The sequence below is a fragment of the Candidatus Schekmanbacteria bacterium RIFCSPLOWO2_02_FULL_38_14 genome, from assembly GCA_001790855.1.
In the GTDB taxonomy this organism is placed as follows: Bacteria; Schekmanbacteria; GWA2-38-11; order GWA2-38-11; family GWA2-38-11; genus 2-02-FULL-38-14-A.
This window is the reverse complement of the sequence record MGDH01000031.1, coordinates 1-20,905: the sequence shown is the minus strand read 5'-3', so window position 1 is coordinate 20,905 and position 20,905 is coordinate 1. Positions and strand designations below refer to the sequence as shown.

Genomic DNA, 20,905 nt, shown 5'->3' with positions numbered 1-20,905 from the left:
GCAGGTCTCGGCTGTCATGCTGAGTTTTTTAAGACTTGACAAAAGAGGAATCTAATTTAATAAGAAAAAATTATGCGCTTAAATAATATTAAAATTCTTTCACCAATTGATGCCCCGGGTGAAGCAGAAAAACTTATAGAGGCAGGGGCTGATGAGTTTTATTGCGGGTTGATTCCAGAGGAATGGAATGAAAAATATTTCCCTGCATCAATTGACAGAAGACCAAAAGGCTCACACCTCAAAAGCTTTGAAGAGTTAAGAGAGGTTGTCAATATTGCTCATGAGAGAAATGTTCCGGTCTATCTCACATTAAACGAACACTACTATACAGAGAAGCAATATCCATTAATCACAGAATTTATCAGGAAGGTAGTTGCTTCTGGTGCTGATGCTCTTATTGTTGCAGATTTAGCCCTTCTTCTTTTTATGAGAAAAAATGATTTTGGAATAAAAATCCATATAAGCACAGGGGGTACAGCATTTAATTCAGAGACAATAGAATTTTACAAAGACTTTGGAGCATCAAGGGTGATTCTTCCAAGGCATCTGACAACTGAAGAGATAAGGGAGCTGAGAAAAAAATCTCCTGATATTGAACTTGAGGCATTTATTCTGAATTCCAGATGTGTGAATGTTGATGGCTTCTGCACCTTTCAGCACGGGCTTGGGGGTTCTTCAAATAAACTGCTTTTCAGAAATGCCTGTATGCTGCCATATCAGGTTTCAGTACTGCCCGGCGGGAACAGTTCAATGGAGGCTGATGATGTTCTTAAACAGGAGACAGCCATAAAAAGACAGCATATATGGAGTAAGTGTCACATTGATGATTCTCCCTGCGGTGTGTGTGCTGTGATTGATTTTGGAGAAATCGGACTTGACAGCATCAAGATTGTCGGCAGGGGAAATCCGACTGAAAAAAAGATTATGGACATAGGCTTTTTAAAGAGCGTGAAAGAGATGATTGAAAATAGCGGTGCAAAAAGGAATGAGCTCAAAGTGAAAATGAAGGAACTCTATAACAGAACCTATAAGCGTCCGTGCCGCTACCATATGTGTTATTATCCGGATGTTGGATTTGAAGAAGAAGTGAATAATGAACCGTGACTCGTTACTCGTGGTTCGTGACCAGTAGGACAGGCGTCTCGCCTGTCAGTTATGAGTTCAGAGTAGTGAGTTCTCCATGGTCAAGGAAGTCAGGGTCAAGGGTTAAAGGTAGCTGCAGAGCCTTGCTCTGCCTCTAAATATGTGCGATGAGTAACTTAGTGCAGGATATTTAATGAAATGTAAAATACTGATATGGAATTTGCAGTTTTTATATCAAAAACAGATAATCTTAAATATTTTGATAATACCTTTACACGCCTCTATTTCGGGAATGAGTTTTGCGAAGAGCTTATTCCATGCACTGATAAACTGGATGCTGCTATTGATTTTGTCATCAAAAGGAATGCAGATTTTACTCTGGTTACTCCGTTTGTCACAAATAAAGGCATCAAAAGGCTTATCCCTCTTCTTAAAAGAGTGTCTGAACTTGAGCTTGGAGAAAAAAAGATTGAAGTCGTGTTCAATGACTGGGGAGTGTTAAGGCTTTTGAGGAGAGAGTATAAAGAATTAGTGCCTGTAATGGGAAGAATGCTTAATAAGATGAAACGGGGACCAAGGCTGATGGCAGTAATAAATCATCTTCCAAAAGATACTGTTGAGTATTACCAGAGCGTAAATCTTGATGTTCCGGAGTTTGTAGGGTTTCTTAAAGAAAACAGGATTGAAAGGGTTGAATTTGACAATGTTTTGCAGGATATAAATTTCAATTTCCTGTCCAATGGAATCACGGTTTCTCTCTATCTTCCCTTTGCCTATGTCTCAACCACAAGATTCTGCCTCGCAAACTCCTGCGATATACCTGAAAAACTTGAGCAGGTTGGTATATATCCATGCAGAAAGGAATGCCAGAGATATACCTTTCTATTACAAAACCCTGCAATGCCGGTCCCTCTGGTCAGAAAGGGGAATACTATTTTCTTTAAAAATGAATTCCCTCCAAAAGGCTTCAATGAAGCAAATATCAGCAGGGTTGTGATTGAGCCAGAGATACCAATGTAAAATTGAAATACGGAATGGAGGGTTTTTATTTAATCAGACTGCTTCTTCTCCTCTTTCGCCTGTTCTTATCCTCACTGTTTCTTCAACATCAACTACAAAGACCTTGCCATCACCTATCTTTCCTGTCCTGGCAGTTTCAAGAATTGCCTCTATAACTTCATCAAGCATATTGTCTTTTACCACAACTTCAATCTTTATCTTTGGGAGAAAATCAACCACATATTCTGCTCCTCTGTAGAGTTCTGCGTGCCCTTTCTGCCTCCCAAATCCCTTTACTTCAGTTACAGTCATTCCCTGTACGCCAAGACTTGCAAGTTTTTCCCTTACATCATCAAGTTTAAAGGGTTTTATAATCGCTTCAATTTTTTTCATAACTGAATAATGTTGTAGTCGTAGATCAGTTAAAAATTTTAAAAACTCACAGAGCTCCCCTCAGGAGATCTTGGATAAGCCTCAAGACCGTGTTCAGATATATCAAGTCCCATTTCTTCAGTTTCAGCAGAAACCCTGCAGCCTGTAACTTTATCTATTAAAAGAAAAGTCAAATATCCCGCTGGTAGTGCCCACAAAAATAGGATTAAGACTCCAATTAGCTGAATTGGAAATGTCGGGATAAAGGAACCTCCTATCATTTCCCCTCCGGGATGGACCCATCTGATAGGGATGATTCCCCACCAGAATCCTTGCCCCCATATTCCTGCCATAATACTTCCAATTATACCTGAAACAGCATGGCAGGGGATTGTGCCAATAGCATCATCTATTCTGAGAGTTCTTTCAACAAAACGAAGACTGTAAGGGAACTGGAAGCCGCATACAAACCCAATGATAAACCCAAAAAACGGGTGGACAAATCCAACTCCGCTACAAACTCCGACAAGCGCTCCGAGAAGCCCATTGGCAATAATAAGAGGATCAGCTTTGCCTGAAAGTTTTAGCGAAGAAAGAAGAGAACCAAGAATCCCGCCACCACCAGCCATCACTGTTACAACTATTACCCACCATAGGTCACTGTAGATGTAATCAGCGAGGTAAAGCCCGCGCGAGCCTGCACCTTTTCCATAGAGGCTATTATTAAAATAGTTTGCTATCACAGAGCCGCCATTAAACCCGAACCAGCAAAAAGCTAAAAGGAGTGCGCCAAAAACAGCCATTGGAACATTGTGGGAAGGGATTGCAACCGCTCCGCCATCTTTTTTAAACTTACCTATTCTTGGACCAATGTATAATGCGCCCATAAGCCCTATCAGACCTCCAAGGGAATGGACACCTGTTGAACCTGCATAGTCTGTGTAAGGGGCATAAAAATGCTTACTACTTCCATCAGCAGACATTCCGTATCCAAGAAGCTTTTTCCCAAGCTCTGATTCAACTGAAGGAGTGAAAAACCTGTCCACTAATCTGAGCAGAGATGAATTGGGGTCAAGAATCGGGCTACCTGCAAGTCCTCCCCAGATAAGCCAGCCAAAAACAGGGTAAATTATTCCACTATAAATAAAAGCAAAAAGGATATAGCCTTTAAAAGAAAATCTTTCTGAAAAAACAGTCCCCGGAATTGCCATTGATGTTATGCAAAAAAGAAGGGAGCCAAAGAAAGCCCATATATAAACATCAGGAGCAGGATTGAATGACCAGGGCATGTAGGAGTATGCATTATTGAGCCACCCGGAAAATCCTGTGATATAGTCTCCCGGAACTTCTGCAAGGGTGCCAACCCATATAGTGCTGTCTGAAAGGATCTTTCCTTTCCATTTAAGGATAAAACACCATGGCCAGCCAAAAGATTTAATCGCAAACCCAATAGAGTAAAAAGTTATTACTGCTATGCCAATGTGAACCATTACCTTTGTGGCAACATTTGCAGCATTCTTTGCCCTTACAGAGCCAGCTTCAAGAAGGAGGAACCCTGACTGCATAAAAAATATCAGGGCAAAACATATTGCCCACCACATTATTGCAGCTATTGATGCAAGCTTTGAGAACTGTTCCTGTGTAACAGGACTTTTCTCAGGCTGGTCCTGAGCGCCTGAGCGGAATGGTAAAAAGAGAACCAGACTGAATATTAATGTAATGACTAAAATCTTTTTCATAAAAGTTTCATCCTGAGTAAAACTTAGTTTTACTTAAAGCAATAGTTATGCCAAAAATTCACTAAATGTTTTTATTCAGTTTAACTCTTTGAATAAAAAGGTTTTTATTTTTAACTTTTAAAAAAATAAAAAATTATATAGAATCCGCAGGTGCATAAACTTTGTGCAAGGGTTATGATAAAAGGGTTAATTTATATGCAGAATGGCTATAGGCTTTTGGAATTTTACTTTATTATGATTTAAATCATAGAGGGATTTTCAAGAAATGACTATATAGATAACAGAACTAATAACCTATAACTTATGACTGATAACGAAAATTTATGAAATAGGAGGGAATAACAATGGCTGGAACAGTAAACAAGGAAAGCCTTATTGGGGATATTATTAAAAATTATCCCAAGGCAAAGGAGGTTATTCAGAAATATTTTGGGAATGGATGTTTTACCTGTCCCGGAATCAATATGGAATCTCTTACATTTGGGGCTGCTATGCACAATGCAGATGTGAATAAAATGGTTGAAGAAATAAATGCGGCAATTAATTCTTAGAAATAATTGCACAGATGCTTGATAAATTGGTGGCAAAAGCATGGAAATTTTGGTAAGGTTTAAAATGATTTGATTTGAAAAAAAGGAATACAAACTATTTATAAGGAGAAGTAAAATGGAAGCAGAACCACTTATCTCAAAGGATATGGTAATAAATGATGTAATAAAGAAGTATCCAAAAACAGTAAGAATCTTTAATGAGCTCAAAGTTGATGCCTGCTGTGGTGGCGGTAATAGCATTGAAAAAACAGCAAGGGCTGACGGAGTTGATGTTGATACCCTGCTAAAGGCTCTTAATAAAATGATTACAGAATAGAATTTATTAAAGACAAAACAGGAGTTTGAGAATTAAAATAACGCTTCCAACAACTTTTGAGAGTTCCTATCTTGAGGAACTTGATAAGTTAAATACAAAATATTCAGACACTAAAAGAGAGATAAGGGAAGTATACGGTTCATTCCAGACTTCAATTCTTGGTTCTGCAAGACCTTCAAAGTATCTGCCTGCGCCTACAAAAAAGCAGTTCAAAGACCACATAAAAAAAGCCCATTCATTCGGAATAAAATTCAGCTACCTTGCAAATGCTCCATGCCTTGGCAACATTGAATACTCTGCAAAAGGGAGGAAGGAGATTCTTGATTTTCTTGATGGTATTGCAGAAATTGGAATTGATTCTATAGTTGTTACTATACCGCTTCTTATTGAAATTATCAGAGAACGGCATCCGCACATTGAAATTGTTGCATCATCTCTCTGTTATATTTCTGATATAAGGGCTGCAAGAAGATTTGAGGAGATGGGAGTACAAAGGATAGTAATTGACCCTGATGTTAACAGAAATCTTTCTTTGCTTAAAAGGATGAGAAACTCTTTAAAAGGAGAGATTGAAGTCATTGCAAATCATACCTGCATAATTTCCTGCCACCTTGAGTATTATCATTACAACAATACAGGGCACGGAAGCCAGAGGGGAGATAAGAAGGAAGAAATGATATATAACCAATACAGTCTCTTGAGGTGCACTCTTGAAAAACTAAAAAACCCCGGTGAATTCTTGGCATCTCCGTGGTTTGCGCCAAGGGATATAAAATATCTTGATGATGCGGGGATTGACTGGATAAAACTTGCAGGAAGGGGTTCAAAGAGGGAAGAACTTCTTGCTCTCGGAGAGGCATATCTGAAAGGGAAATATGACGGGAACCTTTTACCGCTTCTTGGCTGGCCCCATCACCTTGCTTTCAGAAAAAAGTCATCTATAGAGAAGCTTGAAGCGCTGGAGGTATATCTTGATGAGAAAGATTTGAATGGATTTATGGAGTTTTTTGAAAAAGGATTCCCTTGCGAGAAAGGGTGTGAGGAGTGCGATTTCTGTCACAAAAAAGCAGGAGAGGTTTTAAAATATGATAAAAAACTTCTCAACCAGTATATTGAGAACATGGAGAGAATCCTTGACAGAATTATCAGAGAGGATTTATCAGAGGAGCATTACAGGAAGCAGGTAACGGCTTGGATGGAAAGCGCAAAAATCTGCTATCTAAACGAGTAGAAAAAATTATGGGTAAAAATATTTTTCTGACAGGAGCTACAGGACTTTTAGGAAGTTATGTCGCGACAGAACTTCTCAAAAGAGGACACACCCTTTATCTCCTTGCAAGGACAAGGGATGGCGTAAAAAGCAGCGAGAGGGTTTTTGAGGCGCTTCGTTTCTGGGGGATGGGAAACCCTGATAAGTTCTTAGAAGAAAGATTAAAAGTCCTTGAAGGAGATGTTGAGTTTAAAGGGCTTGGTCTTGAAGAGAAAGATTTAAAATTATTTAAAGGAAAGGAGATTGAGGTGCTTCACTGCGCAGCCTGCACCAGTTTCAGTCCCGCAGCTTCAGAGCTTCTTGAAAGCGCAAATGTAGAAGGCACGAAAAACATCTTGGATTTTGCATCAGGGATAAAAGCAAAAGTATTCCATTTTGTAAGCACGGCATATGTTGCAGGAGACTTTAAAGGCAGGTTCTGTGAAAAGGATCTGGATGTAGGGCAGGGCTTTAATAATATTTATGAAAAGACAAAATATGAATCAGAGGTTATTGCAAGAAAATTTCTTGAGAAAGAGAAAATTCCCGGAAATTTTTTCAGGCCGGGAATAATAATGGGTGATTATGCGTCCGGAAGGACAACAAATTTTAATGCCTTGTATATATATTTCAAAGTACTTTATTCTGTAAGAAAAAAACTTGAGGAAAGAATCAGGAGAAAAGATTCAGAACTTGAGAAACTGGGGATAAGAGAGGAAAATAATTATCTTGTCCTTCCATTCAGGATAGCAGTAAACCCTGATGCGAAAAAGAACATTGTGCCTGTTGATTTTGTAGGGAAGGCAATATGCGTAATTGCTGAAAGGGAATGCCAAGGAATAAATACCTTCCATCTTACCAATCCGTCTCCTCCTGCATTTTCATGGCTTAACAGTGAACTCCATCCCGGCATAGGAGTAAAAGGGATAACTCTTGTTTCAAAGGATGACTATGAATCAGGAAAACCAAACAGGTTTGAGAGGATAATAAATGATTCAATAAAAATCTATGGACCTTATTTTGAAAGAGAACCTGAATTTGAATCTTCGCAGACTTCAGGGATTCTTGCATCATCCGGACTTTCTTTCCCTGAGCTTGACAAGGAATATTATCTCAGGGTAATAGATTACGCTGTTGGTGTGGATTTTGGTGAGAAAAAAGAGCCTTGCAAGGAACCTGTTTATTCAATTTTCTTCAAAAGCCTTGAAAAAAGAGTTGGGGGGAGCATCATTCCTAACCTCAAAACCTTAAACAGCCGGTTTTCAATTAAACTTTCTGATTTGAACAAGAATGTTTTTTTGCTGATAGAGAATGGCGTATTAAAGAAGATATCACAGGAGAATGGTTTTCAGACAGACTTCAAATTCGTACTGACTTCAAAAAGCCTTGAAGAGCTGATTGAGAGAAAAATAAAACCTCAGGAGGCATTTTTTCAAAGAAGGGTTGAGATAGAGGGGAATATAGGGAAGGCACTTTCCCTTGCTCCTGTGTTTGATGAATTTTTTAAGAGTTTTGAGTTTTAAGAGAGTGAATAGTATTTAGTGAATAGCAAGCTGTCAGCAGTCAGCTTTCAGCTATCAGTATTCAGAGGCAGAGCAAGGCTCTGCGGCTACTCACTACTCTGAACTCCGAACTGACAGGCGAGACCTGCCTACTGTCAGGCAGGCGCCTGTCCTACTGTTCACTATAAACAAGTGACTTAATATGCTAAAAGCACCTTGGTTTAGGAAAAATCAGGATGAGTGGTTAAGAGAGATTCTTAAAGTTCACTTTGACAAAAAATCAGGAACACCATACTGGTTAAAAAAAGAAAAAGAACTGGGGATTTCTGTACTGGATGAAATCAGATCCATAGGTGACCTGAAACTCCTTGGTCCAATGAAAGAGGAGGATCTGGTCAACCTTCCAATTGAAGAATTCCTGCCAAAAACTTTTCTTAAAAAGAAAAAAAATCTTGTAATCTGTGAAACAGGCGGAACAACAGGAAAAATCAAAACTACTGCCTACCTTGAGGCTGAATTTCAGCATGCCTTTGTGGAGTTTTTCAGGTTTGTTGCAGGGAAGAGAAGGTTTCCTGTTGAATTGAACTGGGCTTTTATTGGTCCCTCAGGACCGCACATAATATTCAAATCAGCTCAGGCTATGGCGCGCTCTTTTTCATCAATGGAACCTTTCAGTGTTGATTTTGACCCGAGATGGATAAAGAAAATGGAAAAGGGTTCTTCAGGCTTTGAGAGATACAAGGAGCATGTTCTGGAGCAGGCTGAGAGGATTTTCAGTGTTCAGGAGATTGGTGTGCTTTTCACAACTCCTGTTATTGCAATTGAAGTCGGGGAAAGGCTTTCTTTTTTTAAAAGAGAGAAAATAAAAGGGATTCACCTTGGCGGTATGGTTTTAACAGCAGAGGATTATCAAAAAATAAAAAAACTTTATCCATATTCTGTCATTATACCGGGTTATGGCAACACTCTTTTTGGTCTTACACTTGAACTTTCTCCTTCAAAAGACCACACAATAAGCTATTATCCGCCGGGTCCAAGGCTTGTTATAAAAATTATTGAAAAAAAAGCAAATTGTAATGATAATAAACGGATAGCTATGGATGCTGAAATCGGTGAAAGAGGACAGGTGATGTTTCATCGCCTTGATAAATCCTTTTTCATTCCAAATCTGATTGAACGGGACGAGGGTAAAAGGGTAGAGGCTCTGAAGGAATGGAAGCAACTTGGCTTTTATCTTGACGGAGTTAAAGACCCTGCGCCTTTATCAGAGCTTAAACAGGTTTTAAGGGAAGGGCTTTACTGATGAGAAAAATAAAATATTTTCTTATTTTGTTCTTTTTATTTTATCCTGCTATTCCATATACGTATTGCGAGATACAGCGTTTTGATTTTATTCCTGAACAGAGCAGGATTACATTTTTTATGCAATCAACACTCCACGATTTTGACGGAATTGCAAAGGAATTTGATGGTTTTGCAGAGGGAGATATAGAGCATATTGCAGAGACAGGAAAGGGTTCTTTGAAAATCAAGGTAAAATCCATGACAACAAACCACCAGAAAAGAGATGAGTACATGATGGGAGATATGGAGGAAGGAAAGTATTTTTTTATAACTTTTTTTCTCAAAAGCGCAAAGCCATCTTACGTTTCTAAGGACAAATCAAAAGCAAGGCTTGAAATAACCGGGGATTTGGAAATTCACGGAACAAAAAAAGAGGTTGGAATTCCGGTTGATGTGATGACGGTTGACGGAAGAATTCATATTATTGGACAAAAAGAGATTTCTTTAAAAGATTTCAAGGTAAAACCAACTTCATTTCTTTTTTTGAGGGTTAAGGACAAGATGGTTATAAAGTTTGATATGGTGGGGATGAAAAATGATGTTTTAAGAAATGTAGAAGCGAATAAGAAAGACAATTAGATGTTTTCTGAAAAGATAAAATTTTCATCCTCTGGTTTAACCCTTGAAGGGATTCTTGACTATAATGAAAAAGGAAGCAGCGAGAACCTGCTAATCCTTTTTTCTCCCCATCCAAAGCTTGGCGGTGATATGATGAACAATGTGCTTTGCGGGATTGCAGAGTATCTTGCAAAGGAGAATTTTTTTGTATTCAGATTCAATTACAGGGGGGTTGGGGAAAGCGAGAAGCTAGAGCCTGAAGTAACTCTTTATGATTACTGGGAAAGGCTTGACAGCAGCAATGATTACAGTGAGATTTTCAAGGACAGTTTTTCTGTCCTTGAAAATGCAAGAAAAATTGTAGAGGCGGAAAAAATATTTATGGCGGGGTATTCTTTCGGGGCAAGAGTCCTTGAGGAGCTTGCTTTAAAAACAGAAATAAAAGCCTTGGCTGGCATATCCCTGCCCCTCGGCAGGTATGATTTCCAAGGGCTTGCAGCCTTACCTTTAAAAAAACTTTTTGTCTGGGGGGAAAAGGATTTTGCTGCAGGCAGTGATGAAATAGATTCTTTTTCAAAGACGGTAATGCCTCCCAAAAAGATTGCCATCATCAAAAATCAGGACCACTTTTTCAGGGGATATGAGAAAGCTCTTGCAGAAATGATTGGAAGGTTTTTTATAGTGAATAGTCGTCAGTGAATAGTAGGACAGGCGCCTGCCTGACAGTAGGCAGGTCTCGCCTGTCAGTTATGAGTTCAGAAATGTAGCCGCAGAGCCTTGCTCTGCCTCTGAATACTGATAGCTGAAAGCTGACTGCTGACAACTTACTATTCACTAAAAATTATGATTGAAACAAAAGACCTCGTAAAGAAATACGGTGAAATTGAAGCCCTTAAAGGGATAAACCTTGCAATAGGCAAGGGTGAGATTTTTGGGCTCTTGGGTCCAAACGGCGCAGGAAAAACCACTCTCATATCCATTCTTTCCGGTTATATCAGACCAACCTCAGGTGATGGTTTTATTGAAGGCAGAAGTGTTATTGCAAGCAAGGAAGAGGTAAAAAAAATAATTGGTGTCGTACCGCAGGAGATATCACTTTATTCTTCTTTAACCGGAGAGGAGAATCTAAAATTTTTTGGAAGAATGTACGGAGTTAATGGCAGGGAGCTGAAAAGCAGAATCGAAGGGGTTCTTGATTTTGTTGGACTCAAGGAGCGCAAGGATGACATAGTCAAAAACTATTCAGGCGGAATGAAGAGAAGACTTAACCTTGCCTGCGGCATTATCAATGCCCCAAAATACCTTTTTCTTGATGAACCGACAGTCGGGGTTGACCCTCAGACAAGGGAGCATATTTTTAAAAATGTTGAGCTTTTAAAATATGAAGGTGTTACAGTTCTTTATACCACACACTACATGGAGGAGGCTGAAAGGCTCTGCGACAGGATTGCAATAATAGATGAAGGGAATCTCATAGCACAGGGTTCGCTGGATGAACTGCTTTCGGGTACGGATGTTACTGACCTTGAAGCTCTTTTTCTGAAACTGACAGGAAAGGAATTGAGAGATTGAGTTTGAAAAAACTTCTGTTCATTTCCCTTAATGAATTTAAACTCCTCTTCCGCGACAGACCTGCGCTTTTGATGATGGTAGCAGTTCCAATTGCAGTTATTACTGTTATAGGCTTTGCTCTTGGCGGGATTTATGGAAAGAGCGGAGATTTTGTAAAAATTTTTCTTCCTCTTGTTGACCTTGACAAAGATTCCCTCTCAAAATCCTTGATAGAAGTTCTGAAAGAAAATAAATCCCTTGATTTGAAAGAGGTTGAGTACGAGAAGGCTTATCAGCTTGTAAGGGATGAAAACAAGGCAGCAGGCGCAATCATAATTCCAAAGGGATTTACAACAAGCTATTTGGACCGCAAGCCTTTTACAGTGAGGATTCTCACGGACCCTGCAAAGGGGATGGAGGTTATGACAATAAAATCCTTTGTAAATGCTTCTGCCATAAAGCTTTTAATCAAAAGTCTTCCGCCTCAGCTTGGATTAAGTCAGGTTGAGATAAAGGAAGAAAACCTTACAGGAATTAAAGGCAATATCAGTTCTTTTGACCAGAATGTGCCGGGATTCAGCATAATGTTCATAATGTTTGGAATGCTTGTAGGGTTTTCCGAGGCAATATTCAGAGAAAGAGACGAGGACCACACCTTTCAGCGACTTTTGGTAGCTCCTGTATCCAAATCCTCAATCTTAGGCGGAAAACTCCTTGCAAGAACAGTTATAGGAATGGTTCAGATGCTGGTTCTTTTTGCCTTCGGATATTTTGCATTTGATATCTCTCTTGGGAATTCCCTTTCAGGGCTTTTTCTTACAATACTTGGCGTTGCATTTTCAGCTTCAAGCATAGGAGTCCTTGTTGCATCCCTTTCACAATCAAGGGAGCAGGCAAGGTCTTTGGGAACTCTGACAATTCTTATAATGTCTGCAATGGGAGGGTGCTGGTGGCCCCTGTTCATTGAACCGAAATGGATGCAGAAACTTTCACACCTTGTAATGCCAGCGTGGGCAATGGACTGTTTTTTTGATTTGATGATACGGGGCAAAGAAATAGGAGATGTTCTTCCCTTTCTTGGAGGTTTGTACCTCTACGGAATTATAATGCTTTTAGTTGGAGTGAAGCTGTTCAAGTTTAGAGTTGAATAAAAAGAACAGCAGGAGCATTTCTTTTAATGATATCAGTTTTCCATTGAAAATAAGGTTAGATTAGTAGTATTTTTTTAAATATAAGGAATTTAGCCTGTGGCAAGACCACAGGGAGTTCTCAAGTTCAAAAATCAATGCCAAAGAAAATACTCATAATAGAAGACGAGAAAGACATTGCAGAACTTGTGAAGCATTATCTTGAAAAGGATAATTTTGAGACTCTATCAGCCTTTGATGGCGAAAAGGGGCTTGAGCTTGTGAAGAAACAGAATCCTGATGTGGTAATCCTTGACCTCATGCTTCCAAAAATTGACGGGATTGAAGTTTGCAAGAGAATAAGGAGTGACAGCAAAGTATCTAACGTCCCCATAATAATGCTTACTGCAAAAGGTGATGAATCTGACAGGATTATCGGGCTTGAACTTGGGGCTGATGATTACATAACAAAACCATTCAGCCCTAAAGAGCTTGTGGCAAGAGTAAAGGCATTGCTACGGAGAATTGAGAGAGGAGGAGAGAAGCAGAAGGTCTATAAATTTAAAAACCTTACTTTGAATCTCGAAAGCCATGAGGTACTCCTTGATAAAAATCAGGTTAAGCTTACTTCAAAAGAATTCTGGCTGCTTGAAGAACTTCTGAGAAACAAGGAGAGAGTGCTTACAAGGGACAAGCTTTTAAATGACGTATGGGGGTATGACTATTACGGCACAACAAGAACTATTGATGTCCATATAAGGAGATTGAGGGAAAAGCTACCTGGCATTTCAGACCACATAGTTACAGTCAAACAGCTTGGCTACAAATTCAAAGAAAATCTGTGAAACTTTAATGGGTATAAAAATTAAAATCCGCTGGAAACTCTTTCTTACTTATTTTGCTATTCTTATTGTCTCTTTTTCAATAACCGGAACATTCATAATTCTTTCATCAAAGAAATACGGAACTGATCAGGTCAGGAAATCAATGGAGACAGAAGCACATCTGCTTGCTGAGATATTTTCAGAAAAATTGTTAGTAACTCAAGGGAGAAATGAGATTGATGCGCTTGTTGATTCTCTTGGAGCAAAGACCAATTCAAGAATTACCATTATTGACAGGAATGGTGTTGTTCTGGGAGATTCTTACGAGAGCGGTAATGATATCTTAAAGATGGAAAACCATCTTAACCGTCCTGAGATAAGAGATGCGCTTAACACAGGAGTTGGTTCAAGTATCCGTTACAGCGAAACTATTAAGATAGAGATGCTCTATGTTGCAGCATCAATAAAGAATGTAAATGAAATAACAGGTTTTGCAAGGATTGCTCTTCCATTCATTGAACTGAACAATCAGATTATGAATCTTCAGAGGATAATTGTTTTTACGCTTATTGGCTCATTTCTTTTTGCACTTGCCTTAAGTTTCATTTTTTCCAAAACCATTACAAATCCTGTTGACCAGATAATGAAAGCCTCAAAGAAATTTTCTGAAGGGGATTTAAGTTACAGGACAAAAATCCATACAAAGGATGAGATGGGGGACTTAGGAGATTTTTTTAATGAGATGGCAGGAAAGCTTGAGCTTAAAATAAAAGAAGAGGGCAGGGGAAAGGCTCAGCTTTCAACTGTTCTTGCGAGCATGGTTGAAGGTGTTATGGCTGTTGACCAGACAGGAAAAATTATTCTCATAAATTCTGCGCTTGAAAGAATTCTGGGAATTGAAAAATCTGAAGGCACAGGCAAGTCCTATTCTGAAATAATCAGAAACCACGAGATTTCAGATATCATAAAATCTTCAATTAAAGAGAAAAGAGGCAGAATTGCTGAAATCACAGCTCTCCTTTCAAAAGAGACAATTCTTCGGGTTCAGTCAGCATATTTTGGAGCAGGAGAGGATTCACTATCAGGTGCTGTGCTTGTGTTCCATGACATAACAGGAATAAAAAAGCTTGAAAGAGTAAGGCAGGATTTCGTAGCCAATGTATCCCATGAGCTGAGAACTCCTCTTACTTCTATCAAAGGTTATGCGGAGGCTCTGATTGACGGGGCAAAAGATGACAGTGTTACTCTTGCAAATTTTCTTGAAACAATAAAATTTAATGCTGAAAAAATGAACAAGCTGATATCAGATCTTCTTGAGCTGGCAAAGATTGAATCAAGAGATTATCAAATTACAAAATTTCAGGTTACATTGAAGCAGATTGTTGATGGATGCATTTCTGCTTTCAGAGAGGAAATGGGAAAAAAGAAACTCTCTGTTGATGTTAGCATTCAGAATGGCGCGGAGAATGTTTTTGTTGACAGAAACAAGATTGAGCTTGTTTTCAATAACCTTATTGACAATGCAATAAAGTACACTCCTGAAAGCGGGAAGGTTTCAGTCAATGCAAAGCCTTCCGGTAATTTCATAGAGATTTCAGTCAAAGACGATGGAATAGGAATCCCTTCCAACGAAACAGACAGGATATTTGAGCGTTTCTACCGTGTTGACAAAGCCCGTTCAAGGGAACTTGGCGGAACAGGGCTTGGTCTTTCCATTGTTAAGCACATCGTTGAGGCACACGGCGGAAAAATATGGGTGGAGAGTGAACTCAATAAGGGAAGCAGGTTTATTTTTACCCTGCCAAGAGTTTAAAAAATTCTAAATCCTAAAAATTTCAAAATCTTCCTATCAGAATGTCATTCCCGCGAAAGCGGGAATCCAGTTTGTAGAAACAGACCTTCAGGTCTGTTAAAAAATGGGATAACGAGCGTCATTGCGAGGAGCGACAGCGACGTGGCAATCTCTAAGCAATTGATTTACATAAAACTGAGATTGCGGAGTAATGTCATTGCGAGCGAAGCGAAGCAATCCAGACGAGATTACCACGAGCCGATAAATCGGCTCTCGTAATGACCCTTTGGGTCAGATTGCTTCAGGGCTAAAGCCCTTCGCAATGACGAGCGAGGGACCTGCAAAAATTTAACATCCATTTAACATTCCCATAATTTGCCTGTAATAAAGCCATATTAAATTACCTCCAGTTAAACTTAAAAAATTTAAGGAAGGAGGTGATTTAAAAATGAAATGTCCACATTTAAAAGAGGGTTTTGGTCTTCCAGAATGTAGTAGCATGTCCACAAAGAAGGAGCCTTACTGTCTTTCAGAATTTCATTATGAAGAGTTCTGTATTCATGCAGCTTACAGAGTATGTCCTTTCTTCATAAGAAACTTAGGATTAGCTCTGACTGCTGACCTTAAGGCAGCTTAGACTTTTTAGTAGTAAGTTACCAGTGGAGAGTTTTACTTTGATTCAAATCTAATAAAAAGGAACATAATTAATGGAATTATTAATGGAATTAACAAGAAAAAGATTTTTCAATTTCGAAGTAATAAATGTTTTTGAAAAAGTCACCAGAGTAATCTTAAGCGCCCTTATTGTAAGCATACTTCTTGCCTTTTTAGCTGGAACTATCTGGAGTTTTTTGGATTTAAAATTATTCTTTGAAAATAACATACAATTAGCTTCAAGAACTATTGTTATTAATGTTCTTACCCTTTTAGCAATTGTAGAGGTTTTGAGAACTACTCTGATATATTTCTCTGAAGGACGAGTTAGGGTCAGCTACATTGTTGATACCGTGTTAGTTGTAATGCTTACAGAAGTAATGATTTTCTGGTTTAAGGATGTAGACTATTTAAAAATAACTGCTCTTGTATTGGTAATTCTTTGTTTAGCCCTTGTAAGACTTTTAGCCATAAAACATTCTCCAGCAAAGGAAGAAATAAAATAGTTATGATGCTTTCCAAGATGCTTATATTAATTCTTCTTCTGCTAATCATCCTTTCTTGTTATTCCTTTTTGTTGTGGGGAAAAAATAAAAAAGGAGAAAGATTTACCCATCCTAATCATGAATTCATGTTCAAACTCATCAAAACCTTTCTGTATAAGTTTAAATAAACAAGCTTAAAAATTTAACACGGATTTAACCTCTCCATAATTCATCTGTAATAAAGCCTTACTAAATTACCTCCAGTTAAACTTAAAAAATTTGCGAAAGGAGGTGATTTAATGAAATGTGAATTCTTGAATGAAGACTTCGGGTTTCCTGAGTGCTATTCCATCTTTTCTGAACCACTTTATCCGTTAGAGTTTCGTTATGATGGATACTGTGTGGAGGAAAACCACAAGAACTGTCCTTTTTACCAGGCAAGTCAGGCAAGGGTGAAAGGGGAATGTAAAGGTAGAGAGAGACAAATTCGTCTGGCTGCTTAAGGAACCGTAGAAACAGGGTTCCCTTCGACAAGATAGGATGATTCATGGTCAACCTGTAAAGTTCTATATAAGAAGTAGTAAGTAACAATAACTTAATGAAGGAGGATATTAAAGATGAAAATCATGAGAAAAACAGTATTAGGGGTCATGATGGCCCTTTTCATGGCCGGCACTGCCGGTGCGGCCACGGTGAAGGTAGAGAAAAATATTACCGCTTCCACGACGTGGACTGCGGACAATGTGTACAGGCTGGAGAAGCAGATATACGTTCTGTCAGGCGCGACTTTGACCATCGAGGCAGGTACGGTTATCGCGAGTACTACCGGTACCGGCGGTAGTTTGGCTGTGGCACGCGGCGCTAAAATCTTTGTGAACGGCACCAAAGACAACCCGGTAATTATGACCTCCACTGATGATGTGGCGACCTGGAAAGCCGACGCTGGCCACCCCAGCGGCGGGGACCCTAAAACCGGGAAGTGGCATGCGGGTGCCAATGAGTGGGGCAATCTGACGATTATGGGTGAAGGATTAATTTCCGCTTCTCATTACGGGGGCCTTCCGGTGGGTGACAACACAAAGGATCCTTCGGGTTTAAATGAGAAGCAAATGGAAGGTTTGACTGATGCTAATTACGCGCTGTACGGAGGTAACGATGACAATGACGACAGCGGTTCGATCAGCTATCTGTCGCTGCGTTACGGCGGTAAAGTGATCGGTCTCGCCAACGAGCTCAACGGTCTGTCGTTGGGTGCTGTCGGTCGCGAAACCGATATCGATCATGTTGAGATCATGAACAATGTGGATGATGGTATTGAAATCTGGGGCGGCACGGTTAACCTGAAATATATTAGCATCTGGAACGTCGGTGACGACAGCTTCGACCTTGATGAAGGCTGGCGCGGCAAAGCCCAGTTCATTTTTCTCGTTCAGGGCTACAGCGCCGATGCCAAACAGGGTTCCGGTGTGGGTGACAACGTTTTCGAAGCCGACGGCGCGGAAGATTCTGACGCGCAGCCAGTGACCACGTCCGTGATCTATAATGCCACCGTCATTGGCAATCCGATTGACGGGGATCAGGGAATGGCCTGGCGTGACAACGCCCGTCTTCAGTATCGCAACTGCATCTTTATGGATCTGGGTGAAAGACTTATTAAAAATGACAACAGCGACGGCGACGGCGGCCAGGGCTACGGCTACAACGGCACGCTGTCGTTTGCGGATACGTGGACGACAGATTACACGGTTACTTCGAATGTTAATCCTTGCATCGGGTGCTCGATTGGGGACTTCAACCACGCTGATGCGCTCTACACGGTTCAGACTTCCGGCAAACTCGCAGAAATCACGGACAGTGTGTTCTTCAGTAACCTTCACGCGTCCGCCTACACCGAATCGGATGCGGTTGGCGTAACTGTTGGTGGCGCCAGTAATCCGGCCAAGAATAATGTGGTCATTCCCGGCTCTGCTTCGGCAGACGCTCCGATTGTGAGCATTACCCGCGGCCCGTTGTTTACTTCTACAGAAGGTAAGGGTGTCCTTCCTGTTGTAAAAATAGACCCACGTCCTGCCAATGCGGCACTTACCAGTGCCGATGCGGCTATTTCCGACGGGTTTCTCACACCGGCTCCGTATCGCGGCGCTTTCAGCGCCAGTGAAAACTGGGTGAAAGGGTGGACGGCTGCTGATGCCTACGGCATGATCGCAGGAACATATACCCTTACAGTAACCAAGACAGGTGCAGGCAGCGGCACGGTTACCAGCGACTCTGCTGGAATAAACTGCGGCGAGGATTGTAATGAGGTTTATAACGAAGGCACGGCCGTAACTCTCACAGCAACACCTGACGCCGGTTCAACCTTCGAGGGATGGAGCGGGGATACCTCAGACGGACAGGTGACGATGGATGCAGACAAAAACATCACGGCGGTATTCACTGTAACTGGAACTCCTTGTGATGGCGAGGCTAAATTGATAGCTGTGGATCCAGACAGTTTGGCACTAAAGAGGAAGGCTGCCGGTGATGTAACTGTGACAGTGACAGATAATGGTGGTTGTCCAGTTGAGGGTCAAAAAGTAAAGGCAATAATTCAGGGTCCTATAAAGATTTCACCAAAGAATGCTAATACTGATGAAAATGGTGAAGCCACATTTACGATTACAGCCAAGGGGAAAAAAGGTAAAGCAAATGTTACTTTCAAGGCAGGCACATTAAAAACAAAAGTACCTGTGAAGGTTCAAAAGTAATTAGGACATTGTGAATATAAAAAAATGAATAAACTGATAGTAAAATTAAGATTTTTCCTCTTGTTGGCTGGTTTCATGCTGTTTTTGTTCACTGCCGGTTGCGGCAAGCAGTACAGAATAGATGATGTTGCACAAAACAAGTTTGGCGTGGTTGGCTTCCTAACGGATAAGCCGCTTGCGGCTTATCAGAACGAATTGCTCGACCTCGCTTTTGAAACGGCCTCGGCGATTCCGATTAACCCGCACATCAAAGACCGGTCGCTGTTGCAGGAGAAGGTCGTTGCGGCATCTCTTGAACTTGATCAACCGCTGCGGGCGCTTAGTCTTATTAAAAATATTGGTAACTGGCGCCGTGGCGCAGGTTATGCCGACCTCGCTTTTTATTGTGCCAGGCGCGGCTACGCTGGCGAAGTGCAGCAATACTTAGATCTTGCCGTTCAGATTTCCGAGTCTGCCGAAGGCTGGCGCAGAGACCAAATCAGAGTGAAAATTGCCAATACGTACACCTTGCTGGGACAGACCCGGCAGGCCGATCAGTTTGAAACGGGTGTAATAGATTCTGAATCGGGCAAGGTAGCCGAGGTGAAGGCAATGATTGCCGGGGAAGATGATTTTGACGAGCAAATGAATGCGCTGGAGGCGTGCACCAATCTCTTTAACCGTTTTTATGACGATGCAGAGCGGCGTTCGCTGGTGGAAGAGAAAATGAAAACTTCCTGGGGCAAATTACCGATTTTTAAGCGGATTGAACTGCTGACGGAGCTGGCCGGGTTTGCGCTGGATCATGAGGATAAAGCCAAGGCGCTTGAGCTGGTTAACGAAGCACAGCTATTTACGGATGGCGCCCAATGGCGTCCGGAACACCGCATCCCTATGATATCAAAGTTAGTCGAACTGCGCTTCCGGGCAAGCGATAGGCAAAAGGCGCGGACCGAAGCGGATGCCCTCCTTGCCCTCTTTGATTCGCAAGGGGATAAGATTGTGAACATCTACCGGGCCGGAGCGCTTCGCCCCCTTGCTGAGGCGTATCAGTCGATGGGCGACACATCGGCCGCACTGGCGGTTTATAAATGGGCCGTTGAAGAAGGCGTTGAAAATCCCAATTCCAGACCGCGAGCCGAAGATTTGTCCGCCACCTGCCTCTCAATGGCCTTGCACGGGGTAGAGCCTGACGCTGAACTATGGACCAGAATTCGCCAGATTAACAAGGGATTGGGAGGCCCGTGGTAAATATGAAAAATCTGCTGACTATTCTCTACACCCTTGCAGTTCTTCTGCTGGTTTCAACAGAAGGGTGGTGTGCTGACTTTCAGAAGGGTTGGGATGCGTTCAATAATGATCATATTTGTGCTTTTAACAATCGGTGTTATTGCATATGGCTATAGCCGTAAATGGCTATAACCGTAAGTGGTATAGCTGTATATTTCTAGTTATGATGCTTTTCTTTACAAAGATGGCTCTGGCTCAGCAAGCAGGCTCTATTCGCGGTATTGTGTATGACAAGGATTTTGGCGTACCTCTTGCCGCCGCACAGGTTTCTATTGCTGAAACGGGCGGTAAAACAACCACCACGGATGAGGGCCAATTTGTTTTCGGTCAAGTGCCGCCAAGAAGCTACACGCTTGTTTTTTCGAAAGATGGCTACACCCGGCAGGTGCAAGCCAATGTGGTGGTTTCACCGGGAAAGATGACGGAAGTGGAGGCTTCGCTGTCCGGCGAGTTCACGGAGATGGAGGAGTTTGTTGTCCAGGACCTACAGGTCGGCGGGACAGAAGCCGGCTTGCTGCAGCTTCGTGTCGAAAGCCCGGCGCTTTTGGACTCGATCAGTTCTGAATGGTTAAGTCAAGCGGGGGTTAGTGATGCGGCAAGCGCGTTGAATCTGATAGCGGGCGCTACGGTACAGGACGACAAATACGCGGTGGTCCGAGGGCTGCCAGACCGGTACGTTAATTCACAGATGAACGGCGTACGGCTGCCTACAGCAGATCCGGATAAGCGTGCCGTGCAGCTCG

Annotated in this window: 20 protein-coding genes and 1 pseudogene; 19 read left to right on the top strand and 2 right to left on the bottom strand. The window is 41.2% G+C overall.

Annotated elements, in window-relative coordinates; translation table 11 throughout:
- The first annotated feature begins 72 nt into the window (after positions 1–72).
- A complete protein-coding gene (locus tag A3H37_07805; GenBank protein ID OGL48949.1) occupies positions 73–1,104 on the top strand; it encodes a hypothetical protein in 1,032 nt (343 codons plus the stop codon).
- Between the two features lie 192 nt (positions 1,105–1,296).
- Positions 1,297–2,103 (top strand): hypothetical protein, encoded by an 807-nt coding sequence (locus A3H37_07800; protein OGL48948.1) that lies wholly within the window; start codon positions 1,297–1,299, stop codon positions 2,101–2,103.
- A gap of 33 nt (positions 2,104–2,136) precedes the next feature.
- Here A3H37_07800 and A3H37_07795 read toward each other — a convergent pair whose 3' ends face one another.
- Together A3H37_07795 and A3H37_07790 are read right to left on the bottom strand one after the other, a co-directional pair.
- On the bottom strand, positions 2,137–2,475 hold the full coding sequence (locus A3H37_07795) for a transcriptional regulator (GenBank protein OGL48947.1): 339 nt from the start codon (positions 2,473–2,475) through the stop codon (positions 2,137–2,139).
- A 38-nt stretch (positions 2,476–2,513) separates the two neighbouring features.
- Entirely contained in the window at positions 2,514–4,193 is a 1,680-nt protein-coding gene (locus A3H37_07790; GenBank protein OGL48946.1) for a hypothetical protein, read from the bottom strand.
- A gap of 344 nt (positions 4,194–4,537) precedes the next feature.
- Here A3H37_07790 and A3H37_07785 point away from each other — a divergent pair, with 344 nt between their 5' ends.
- The 17 genes and pseudogenes from A3H37_07785 (at position 4,538) to A3H37_07705 (ending at position 20,905) form a co-directional block, all read left to right on the top strand.
- Positions 4,538–4,744 carry a hypothetical protein gene (locus A3H37_07785; protein ID OGL48945.1) on the top strand — a complete coding sequence of 69 codons (207 nt, stop codon included), beginning with the start codon at positions 4,538–4,540 and terminating at the stop codon, positions 4,742–4,744.
- A gap of 115 nt (positions 4,745–4,859) precedes the next feature.
- Positions 4,860–5,060: a hypothetical protein gene (locus A3H37_07780; protein OGL48944.1), complete on the top strand. Its 201-nt coding sequence runs from the start codon at positions 4,860–4,862 to the stop codon at positions 5,058–5,060.
- A 25-nt stretch (positions 5,061–5,085) separates the two neighbouring features.
- On the top strand, positions 5,086–6,291 hold the full coding sequence (locus tag A3H37_07775; GenBank protein OGL48943.1) for a hypothetical protein: 1,206 nt from the start codon (positions 5,086–5,088) through the stop codon (positions 6,289–6,291).
- On the top strand, positions 6,252–7,832 hold the full coding sequence (locus A3H37_07770; GenBank protein ID OGL48942.1) for a hypothetical protein: 1,581 nt from the start codon (positions 6,252–6,254) through the stop codon (positions 7,830–7,832). The genes A3H37_07775 and A3H37_07770 overlap by 40 nt, the downstream gene beginning before the upstream one ends.
- A gap of 181 nt (positions 7,833–8,013) precedes the next feature.
- Positions 8,014–9,114, top strand: a complete 1,101-nt coding sequence (locus A3H37_07765) for a hypothetical protein (protein OGL48941.1) — start codon at positions 8,014–8,016, stop codon at positions 9,112–9,114.
- Positions 9,114–9,734 carry a hypothetical protein gene (locus A3H37_07760; protein OGL48940.1) on the top strand — a complete coding sequence of 207 codons (621 nt, stop codon included), beginning with the start codon at positions 9,114–9,116 and terminating at the stop codon, positions 9,732–9,734. The genes A3H37_07765 and A3H37_07760 overlap by 1 nt, the downstream gene beginning before the upstream one ends.
- Complete coding sequence (locus tag A3H37_07755) at positions 9,735–10,412, top strand: hypothetical protein (GenBank protein OGL48939.1); 678 nt, start codon at positions 9,735–9,737, stop codon at positions 10,410–10,412.
- 144 nt (positions 10,413–10,556) lie between these two features.
- Positions 10,557–11,285 (top strand): ABC transporter, encoded by a 729-nt coding sequence (locus A3H37_07750; protein ID OGL48938.1) that lies wholly within the window; start codon positions 10,557–10,559, stop codon positions 11,283–11,285.
- Between the two features lie 2 nt (positions 11,286–11,287).
- Positions 11,288–12,415: a hypothetical protein gene (locus A3H37_07745; protein OGL48937.1), complete on the top strand. Its 1,128-nt coding sequence runs from the start codon at positions 11,288–11,290 to the stop codon at positions 12,413–12,415.
- Positions 12,416–12,549: 134 nt separating this feature from the next.
- Positions 12,550–13,236 carry a DNA-binding response regulator gene (locus A3H37_07740; protein OGL48936.1) on the top strand — a complete coding sequence of 229 codons (687 nt, stop codon included), beginning with the start codon at positions 12,550–12,552 and terminating at the stop codon, positions 13,234–13,236.
- A gap of 7 nt (positions 13,237–13,243) precedes the next feature.
- Positions 13,244–15,028 (top strand): hypothetical protein, encoded by a 1,785-nt coding sequence (locus A3H37_07735; protein OGL48955.1) that lies wholly within the window; start codon positions 13,244–13,246, stop codon positions 15,026–15,028.
- A gap of 427 nt (positions 15,029–15,455) precedes the next feature.
- A complete protein-coding gene (locus tag A3H37_07730) occupies positions 15,456–15,644 on the top strand; it encodes a hypothetical protein (GenBank protein OGL48935.1) in 189 nt (62 codons plus the stop codon).
- Between the two features lie 82 nt (positions 15,645–15,726).
- Positions 15,727–16,167: a hypothetical protein gene (locus A3H37_07725; protein ID OGL48954.1), complete on the top strand. Its 441-nt coding sequence runs from the start codon at positions 15,727–15,729 to the stop codon at positions 16,165–16,167.
- 278 nt (positions 16,168–16,445) lie between these two features.
- Positions 16,446–16,649: a hypothetical protein gene (locus A3H37_07720; GenBank protein OGL48934.1), complete on the top strand. Its 204-nt coding sequence runs from the start codon at positions 16,446–16,448 to the stop codon at positions 16,647–16,649.
- A gap of 114 nt (positions 16,650–16,763) precedes the next feature.
- Positions 16,764–18,893, top strand: coding sequence for a hypothetical protein (locus tag A3H37_07715; protein OGL48933.1), 2,130 nt, complete (start codon positions 16,764–16,766; stop codon positions 18,891–18,893).
- 24 nt (positions 18,894–18,917) lie between these two features.
- Positions 18,918–20,123, top strand: coding sequence for a hypothetical protein (locus tag A3H37_07710; protein OGL48932.1), 1,206 nt, complete (start codon positions 18,918–18,920; stop codon positions 20,121–20,123).
- 145 nt (positions 20,124–20,268) lie between these two features.
- Positions 20,269–20,905 (top strand): annotated as a pseudogene (locus tag A3H37_07705) (hypothetical protein).